This window comes from Actinophytocola sp., assembly GCF_050699935.1.
Classification (GTDB): domain Bacteria; phylum Actinomycetota; class Actinomycetes; order Mycobacteriales; family Pseudonocardiaceae; genus Actinophytocola.
Window position 1 is genome coordinate 1 of sequence record NZ_JBOHGB010000224.1, and the last position, 8,323, is coordinate 8,323.

At 72.8% G+C, this 8,323-nt stretch carries 5 protein-coding genes and 2 pseudogenes; 4 read left to right on the forward strand and 3 right to left on the reverse strand.

The genetic code is table 11. From position 1 onward, the window contains the following. The coding region (locus ACRDTB_RS36205) for an Hsp70 family protein (RefSeq protein WP_431436768.1) at window positions 1-1,173 on the reverse strand (1,173 nt) is incomplete at its 3' end. A 186-nt stretch (window positions 1,174-1,359) separates the two neighbouring features. Between ACRDTB_RS36205 and ACRDTB_RS36210 the strand changes: the two genes are divergently transcribed. Then, entirely contained in the window at window positions 1,360-6,039 is a 4,680-nt protein-coding gene (locus ACRDTB_RS36210) for an Lhr family helicase (protein ID WP_431436769.1), read from the forward strand. A gap of 124 nt (window positions 6,040-6,163) precedes the next feature. On the opposite strand, the gene ACRDTB_RS36215 is transcribed toward ACRDTB_RS36210, so the two are convergent. Then, a complete protein-coding gene (locus tag ACRDTB_RS36215; RefSeq protein WP_431436770.1) occupies window positions 6,164-6,523 on the reverse strand; it encodes an excisionase in 360 nt (119 codons plus the stop codon). Window positions 6,524-6,585: 62 nt separating this feature from the next. Between ACRDTB_RS36215 and ACRDTB_RS36220 the strand changes: the two are divergent. From ACRDTB_RS36220 to ACRDTB_RS36230, 3 genes and pseudogenes are all read left to right on the forward strand, one after another. Next, a pseudogene (locus ACRDTB_RS36220) lies at window positions 6,586-7,011 on the forward strand (Clp protease N-terminal domain-containing protein); the annotation flags it as partial. Window positions 7,012-7,113: 102 nt separating this feature from the next. Then, window positions 7,114-7,578, forward strand: a complete 465-nt coding sequence (locus tag ACRDTB_RS36225; RefSeq protein WP_431436772.1) for a Clp protease N-terminal domain-containing protein — start codon at window positions 7,114-7,116, stop codon at window positions 7,576-7,578. A gap of 5 nt (window positions 7,579-7,583) precedes the next feature. Then, complete coding sequence (locus tag ACRDTB_RS36230; protein WP_431436771.1) at window positions 7,584-7,946, forward strand: DUF1801 domain-containing protein; 363 nt, start codon at window positions 7,584-7,586, stop codon at window positions 7,944-7,946. 250 nt (window positions 7,947-8,196) lie between these two features. Here the strand turns inward: ACRDTB_RS36230 and ACRDTB_RS36235 are convergent. Then, window positions 8,197-8,323: pseudogene (locus ACRDTB_RS36235) on the reverse strand (IS30 family transposase); the annotation flags it as partial.

Below are 8,323 nucleotides of genomic sequence, written 5' to 3' on the forward strand. Positions count from 1 at the left end.
GGCCGGGCCGGCGGCGAACGCGGCGGCCGCCGGCGGCACCACCTTGGCCGTGCGCTGGACGTCCTCGATCGTGTTGCTGATGTCGCTGGTGCGCATCGTGATGCCCTCTTGCGGCACGTGGTGCGCGCCCAGCGCGACGGCCGTCTCCGGCTGGTCCAGGCTCGTCGGCACGACCCGGAGCTGCTCGGCGATCAGCGTGGCGATCAGCGGGATCCGGCTCGAGCCGCCGACCAGGTAGATGCCGACCAGCCGGTCGGCCGCCATGCCGGTGGACCGGATCGTGCCGGCCAGCAGCTCGACGCTGCGCAGCAGGCCGGGGCGGATCAGCGCCTCCAGCTCGACCCGGGTGACCAGCACGTCTTCGAACGGCTCGGGCAGCGGGACCTCGGTCTGCGGGTGCCGGGACAGCGACTCCTTGGCGGCCTTCACGTCCTCGCGCAGCGCACGCTGCGCACGCCGGTCACCGGTCGACACCGGGCGCAGCAGCGACTGCCAGCGGCCCGGCTCGCGGTGCGAGACCTGCCGGCCGACGTGCTCCAGCAGCGCCTGGTCGACGTCGAGCCCGCCCAGGTCCGGCAGGCCCGCCTCGGCGAGCACCACGAAGCCCTTCTGGGTCGCGCCCACGATCGCCACGTCGAAGGTGCCGGCACCGAGGTCGTAGACCGCCAGCGCCTGACCGGCCGTGAGCGTCTGGCCCGGAAAGGAGGCGAAGTGCGCGGCCGCGGCCACCGGCTCGGGCACGAGGATCAGGTTGGCGCCCATGCCCGCCTGACGTGCGGCCGACAGCAGCACGTTGCGCCGTACCGGACCCCACTGCGCGGGGTGGGTCAGCCTCACCTCGTCGGGCTTCGCCCCGCCGAGCTGACGGGAGGTCTCGTCGACCACGCGGCGCAGCACGCCGGCGAGCGCGTCGGTGACCGGCACGACCTGGTCGCCGAGCAGCAGCGTGCCCTCGTCCACGCGGCGCTTGGGGTTCGGCTCGAACCGGGCGGGGTCCAGTCGGGCGCGGCGTTCGGCGTCTCTGCCGACCACGAGCTGACGGTCATCGGCGGCGAAGACGGCGGAAGGCATCATCGACGCTCCGTCCACGTCGACCACCCGCGGCGGGCGGCCGTGTGCGGCCAGCACGGCAACCGTGTTGGACGTGCCGAGATCCACCGACAGGACGTTCACGACTCTCCCCTCGTCCGACCCCGCCCCCAGCGCGACCGCCACGGACGGTGCCCATCTTGCAGCCAAGATGCTGCCATGGCCGACCCGCACCATGGGACGGGTCCCACACATCCGCCGGTCCGTCGCCGGTGTACTACGTGCCGTGACGACGCGACCGTTCAGAAATTGTCGGTGGGTTGGGCCACCATGGGTTTCATGAGTTCCACGGACGTGCTCGAGCTGTTCTCGCCGGCGACCAGGGAGTGGTTCACCGGCGCGTTCGCCGCGCCCACCGAGGCGCAGACCGGCGCCTGGTCCGCGGCCGCGGACGGCGAGCACGCCCTGGTGGTCGCGCCGACGGGGTCGGGCAAGACGCTGGCCGCGTTCCTGTGGGCGCTCGACCGGCTGGCCACCGAGCCCAGGCCGGCGGAGCGGACGCAGCGCTGCCGAGTGCTGTACGTGTCCCCGCTCAAGGCGCTGGCCGTGGACGTGCAGCGCAACCTGCGCGCGCCGCTGGCGGGCATCAGCCAGGCGTCGCGCCGGCTGGGCCTCGGCGAACCGGGCATCACGGTCGGCATGCGCACCGGCGACACCCCGGCCGACGAGCGCCGGACGTTCGCCCGCACGCCGCCGGACGTCCTGGTCACCACGCCCGAGTCGCTGTTCCTCCTGCTCACCTCCGCGGCGCGGGAGTCGCTGCGCGGGGTCGAGACGGTCATCGTGGACGAGGTGCACGCGGTGGCCGGCACCAAGCGCGGCGCACACCTGGCTTTGTCGCTGGAGCGGCTCGACGAGTTGCTCCCCCAGCCGGCCCAGCGGATCGGGTTGTCCGCGACGGTCCGGCCGATCGACGAGGTGAGCGCGTTCCTCGCCGGCACGCGGCCGGTGCGGGTGGTGGCTCCGCGGATCGGCAAGACGATCGAGATGCAGGTCGTGGTCCCGGTCGAGGACATGACCGAACTCGGTGTCGATCAGGCTGGCCCGCCGCCGCTGGAGGGCCCGGTCACGCCCGACCCGGACGCGCCGCTGCCGGATACGCGTCTGCCGGGCGGCATCGGCACGCTGGAGGAGATGACGGGCGCGGTCGGCGGCACCCGAAGACCGTCAATCTGGCCCGCGGTCGAGGACCGCGTGCTGGAGCTCGTCCGCACGCATCGGTCCACGATCGTGTTCACCAACTCGCGGCGGCTGGCCGAGCGGCTCACGTCCCGGCTCAACGAGCTGGCCGCGGAACGGCCGGTCTACCCGGTCGACGTCGGCCGCTTCCCGGCGGAGGCGATCGCCGAGTCCGGCTGGGCTGCCGGGGTCGAGACGCCGACGGTGGCGCGCGCGCACCACGGGTCGATGTCCAAGGAGCAGCGCGGCTCGGTGGAGGAGGCGCTCAAGTCGGGGCGGCTGCCGTGCGTGGTGGCCACGTCGTCGCTGGAGCTGGGCATCGACATGGGCGCGGTCGACCTGGTGATCCAGATCGAGGCGCCGCCGTCGGTCGCGTCGGGTATGCAGCGCATCGGGCGCGCGGGCCACCAGGTGGGGGCGGTCTCACGGGGCGTGATGTTCCCGAAGTTCCGTGGCGATCTGGTGTCGTGTGCGGTGGTCGCGGAGCGAATGGGCGAGGGCGCCATCGAGGCCATGCGGTACCCGCGCAACCCGCTGGACGTGCTGGCTCAGCACATCATCGCGATGGTGGCGCTGGAGGCGTGGCCGCTCGACCGGCTCGCCGCGCTGGTGCGGCGGGCGGCGCCGTTCGCCGCGCTGCCGCAGTCGGCGCTCACCTCGGTGCTGGACATGCTGGCCGGGCGGTACCCGAGCGAGGAGTTCGGCGAACTGCGGCCGCGGATCACCTGGGACCGGGTCAACGGCGAGCTGCGCGGACGGCCGGGCGCGCAGCGGCTCGCGGTCACCTCGGGCGGCACGATCCCCGACCGCGGGCTGTTCACGGTGATGACCCCGGCGTCGGAGTCGGGTTCCGGTTCGCGGGTGGGCGAGCTGGACGAGGAGATGGTGTACGAGTCCCGGGTCGGCGACACGTTTCTGCTGGGGACCTCGTCGTGGCGGATCGAGGACATCACCGCCGACCGGGTGATCGCCGTGCCGGCGCCGGGTGAGCCCGCGCGGATGCCGTTCTGGAAGGGGGACGCGCCGGGCCGCCCGCTGGAGCTGGGTCGTGCGCTCGGCAGGTTCCTCCGCGAGGTGTCGGGCATGCCGGAGCCGGCGGCACGCGAGCGGGCCACGGCGGCGGGGCTGGATGTGCTCGCGGCCAACAACCTGCTCGCGTACCTGGCGGAGCAGAAGGAGGCCACGCGGCACATCCCGGACGACCGAACACTGCTGGTGGAGCGGTTCCGCGACGAGCTCGGCGACTGGCGGCTGGTCGTCCACTCGCCGTTCGGGGCGCAGGTCAACGCGCCGTGGGCGTTGGCGATCGGCGCGCGGCTGCGCGAGCGGCGCGGGGTCGAGGCGCGCGTGGCGCACTCCGACGACGGCATCGTGATCCAACTCCCGGACGCGGTGGACGTCGACGGCAAGGAGATCCACGCCGCGGCGGAGGACATCCTGCTCGACCCGGAGGAGGTGGAGCAGATCGTGGTCGCGGAGGTGGGCGGCTCGGCGCTGTTCGCCTCCCGGTTCCGCGAGTGCGCCGCGCGCTCGCTGCTGCTGCCACGGCGGGATCCGCGCAAGCGCACACCGTTGTGGCGCCAGCGGCAGCGGTCCGCGCAGTTGCTGTCGGTGGCGGCGAAGTACGAGCAGTTCCCGGTGGTGCTGGAGGCCATGCGGGAGTGCCTGCAGGACGTGTACGACGTGGCGGGTCTGCGCGAGGTGATGGCCGACGTGCGCTCGCGGCGGATGCGGGTGGTGGAGGTGGCGACGCCTTCCGCGTCGCCGTTCGCGCGCAGCATGCTGTTCGGCTACGCGGGCATGTTCCTCTACGACGCCGACCAGCCGCTGGCGGAACGCCGGGCGGCCGCGCTGTCGCTGGACAGCTCGCTGCTGGCGGAGCTGCTCGGTGCGGAGGCGATCCGCGAGCTGCTCGACGCCGACGTGGTGGCCGAGGTGGAGCGGTCGCTGCAGCGGCTCGACCCGCAGCGGGCGGCCCGGCACGAGGAGGACACCGCCGACCTGCTGCGGTTCCTGGGTGACCTCGCTGCGTCGGAAGCCGCCGAGCGGGGCGTGCGCGCGGAGTGGCTGGCGGAGCTGGAGCGGCAGCGACGGGTCATCCGGGTGCGGATCGCGGGCGAGGAGCGGTACGTGATCATCGAGGACGCCGGCCGGATGCGCGACGCGCTGGGCACCGCGTTACCCGTGGGCGTGCCGGAGGCGTTCACCGAGCCGGTCGACGATCCGCTCGCGGACCTGCTGTCCCGATACGCCCGCACGCACGGCCCGTTCCCGGCGGGCGAGGTGGCCGCGCGGTTCGGGCTGGGCGTCGCCGTGGTCACCGGCGTGCTGGACCGTCTCGTGAGCACCGGACGACTCGTGCGCGGCGAGCTGCGGCCGGGCGGCACGCACACGGAGTACTGCGACGCGGACGTGCTGCGGCGGCTGCGGCGGGCGTCGCTCGCGAAGCTGCGGGCGGAGGTCGAGCCGGTCGAACCGGAGGCGCTGGGCCGGTTCCTGCCGGCGTGGCACGGGGTCGGCAAGCGGCTGCGCACGGCGCCCACGGCCGACGACGTGCTGTCGGTGGTGGAGCAGTTGGCGGGCGCGCCGTTACCGGCCAGCGGGCTGGAGTCGCTGATCCTGCCGTCCCGGCTGCCCGGCTACTCCCCCGCGCTGCTCGACGAGCTGACCACGGCGGGCGAGGTCACGTGGTGCGGCACGGGTTCACTGGCCGGCGGGGACGGCTGGCTCGCCGTCGCCCCGGCGGACGTCGCCGACCTGTTGTTACCGGAGATCGAGGAGGTGGTACCCGACACGCCACTGCACACGGCCGTGCTGTCCGCAATGGACGGTGGTGCGCTGTTCTTCCGCCAGCTGGCCGACCGGGTCGGCACGATCCTGGTCGACGGTGGCGCGGACGTGCCCGCGGACGGGGATGTCGTTGCCGCGCTGTGGGATCTGGTGTGGGCCGGCCTGGTCACCAACGACACGATCGCGCCGCTGCGCGCACTGGTGTCCGGGCGGGGCGCGGCGCACAAACCACGCCGCTCCGCGCCGCGGGGCCGTTACGCCCGGCTGCGCGGTGCCCGCCCGGCGATGCCTAGCCGCACCGGTCCGCCCATCGCGGCCGGCCGCTGGTCGCTCGTCCCGGCGCGCGAGCCCGACCCGACCCGCCGGGCGCATGCACGGGCCGAGTCGTTCCTGGAGCGGCACGGCGTGCTCACCCGTGGCGCGCTGGACACCGAGCGGGTGAGCGGCGGGTTTTCGGGTGTGTACAAGGTGTTGCGGGCGATGGAGGAGTCGGGGCAAATCGTGCGCGGCTACGTCGTCGAGGGCCTCGGCGCGTCTCAGTTCGCCGCGCGCGGCGCGGTGGACCGGCTGCGCGCACTGTCCCGTTCGGACGGCGAACCACCACCCGCCGACGCGGTGTCGAGGGTCCTGGCGGCCGCCGACCCGGCCCAGCCGTACGGCGCCGCCCTCCCCTGGCCCGAACCGATCGGTGAGGGAAAGCACCGCCCGGCAAGGAAAGCGGGCGCACTGGCGGTGCTGATCGACGGCCGCCCAGTGCTCTTCGTGGAGCGCGGCGGCCGCTCCCTGCTGTCGTTCACCGAGGAGGAGGCCCCCCTGAGAGCCGCGGCGGAGGCCCTGTCCCGAGCCGTCCGCGAGGGCTGGCTCGGCCAACTGGCAGTCCACAAGGCCGACGGCGAGTCGGCCCTCACCTCGGGCTTGGCGGACATCCTCCGAGAAGCCGGATTCCGCGCCACCCCAAAGGGCCTGCGCCTCCGCGCCTGACCCACCACTGCCCGGGCGCCTCCTGCTGACGACCCGAGCCCACGTTCTGGGCCGGGTAGCCTGCTGGGCCAGGCGAACTTGCGGACCGGGGCGCGAGAACCGGATTCGACACGCTCCGCGACTACTACGTGCGACCTTCGAGGGCGGCCAGGCGCAGCTCGAGCTGGTCGATGCGGCTACGCAGCAACGTCACCTGCGCCTCCAGGCTCACCTCGCGCTCGGCACGGCGCTGGATCCGCGGCGACCGCGCGGCCCGATCGACCACCGCGTCCAGCGGCACGAGACGCTGCGGGCCGTTAGGCCCGTCGACGAGCCGCGAGCGGATCTCGCCGTTGCGATACCAGGACCGCAGCGCGGACCGCGACACGCCGGTCTCCTGCTCGGCCTGCGCGAGCGTCACCCACGGTGTGTCTTCCAGCTGCGCGAACAGCTCCAGCTCGTCGCGCCAACGCGACAGGCGGTCGTCCCAGTCCGATGCAGTCACACCGATACCCTATCACTGGCATTGTATTGACAGGGTTCAACCGACAGCGGAGCATCGGTGGCATGTTCGAACGGTTCACCGACAGCGCACGGACCGTGGTGGTTCAAGCCCAGGCCGAGGCGCGCACCCTCAAGCACGACCACATCGGCACCGAGCACGTGCTGCTCGGCCTCTACCACTCGGACACCGGGATCGCCGCGCAGGCCCTGACCCAGCTCGGAATCACCGCCGACGCGGTGCGCGCCGACATCGTCACGACGGTCGGGATGGGCAAGAAGGCGCAGAGTGGGCACCTCCCCTTCAGCCCCCGCGCGAAGAAGGTGCTCGAGCTGGCCCTGCGCGAGGCACTGCAGCTGAACCACAACTACATCGGCACCGAGCACATCCTGCTCGCGCTCGAATGGGAGGGCGAAGGCGTCGCCGTGAAGGTCCTCGTCAACCACGTCGAGAGCCTCCACGACATCCGCCGGACGGTCATGGCGCTGATCGACACCGATACGAAGACGGGTGGGACCCCGGTCCGGCCGAAGCGCACGAGCGCGGCCGATGAGGTCGTCGCCGCCGCCGAGGCGCTCGCCGGCAGCGCGCCGATGGGCAGCCACCACCTGCTCGAGGCACTCATCCGCGCCGAGGGCAGCATGGCGGCCACCGTGCTCGCGCGGCTCGGCGTCAGCCCCGACGCGATCGCCGACACGGTCGACGAGGTCGACGCCGACGCGACCACCGACGCGACCCCGGAGGAGACCGCCGCGCGCAAGATGGAGATCCGGGTCGAGGGCGACGAGGTGCACCTGGTGTTCCGCGACGAGGGCACGCTCCGGCTCACCAAGGCCGTCAACGAGCTCACCGGCGACGGCCCGATCCACGCCACCGGCCCGGTCGCCGGCCGGTTCGTTCCACTGTGGACTCAACTGAACCAGTTGTTGATCGAGCTTATGCGCACGCTCAAGCCGGAGGCCGAGGGTGAGGGCAAGGACGTCGGCAAGGCCGGGCTGCTCGTCCGCCGCGTCCTGCACGACCGGCTGCGCCGACGCCGGCCGCCGATGGAAGGCTGACGCGTATGACGAGTCAGGCCGATCACGTGCTCGACAACTGCGCGGAACCCGTCCGACCGCTAGCCCGTGCGATCTACGACGAGCTGCACCGGGTCTTCCCCGACGCGGTGATCACCGCGGACTCGGACGGCATCGGCTTCGGCACCGGCCCCGGGTACAAGCACCTGGTGTTCTCGCTGCTGCCCTACACCAAGCACGTGACGATCGGCTTCGCGCGCGGCACCGAGCTGCCGGACCCGGCCGGGCTGCTCACCGGCTCCGGCAAGGTGCACCGGCACGTCAAGATCCAGTCCGAGGCGGACCTGCGGCGACCCGAGCTGGCCGACCTGTTCGCCGCCGCCCTGGCCCGGTTCGCCGGACGGTCCTGACGAGACGCGCCTACCAGAGGGCACCGACATTTCCGCCCGCCCGCGAGCGGGCCTGGGGACAACGTCGCGGCCCCCCGAAATCGAGCCTACGGGCGGGGACCGACGGTTCAGGCGGCGCCGAGGAGATCTGTGGACACCCGTTGGCATTGTGGACAACCGCGAGGGGGTTGGTGGATTCATGTGGTTGTTGCAACATGCTTGTTGGGACGGTAGCTGGTTGGGTTTTTCTTTGGGGCTGAGCCAGTTCAGGGTTGAGTTCGGCGGCGACGGTGGCGAGGTGGCTGGTGGTGTGGACTGAGAGGTCGGTGCCGTGGGGGAAGTACTGGCGGAGCGGGCTGTTGGTGTTCTCGTTGCTGCCGCGCTGCCACGGGGAGTGC

Excerpts from the sequence above, each read along its gene's own strand:
- ACRDTB_RS36210 (WP_431436769.1), top strand. The coding sequence starts at position 1,360 with ATGGGTTTCATGAGTTCCACGGACGTGCTCGAGCTGTTCTCGCCGGCG.
- ACRDTB_RS36225 (WP_431436772.1), top strand. The coding sequence starts at position 7,114 with ATGGGCAGCCACCACCTGCTCGAGGCACTCATCCGCGCCGAGGGCAGC.
- ACRDTB_RS36230 (WP_431436771.1), top strand. The coding sequence starts at position 7,584 with ATGACGAGTCAGGCCGATCACGTGCTCGACAACTGCGCGGAACCCGTC.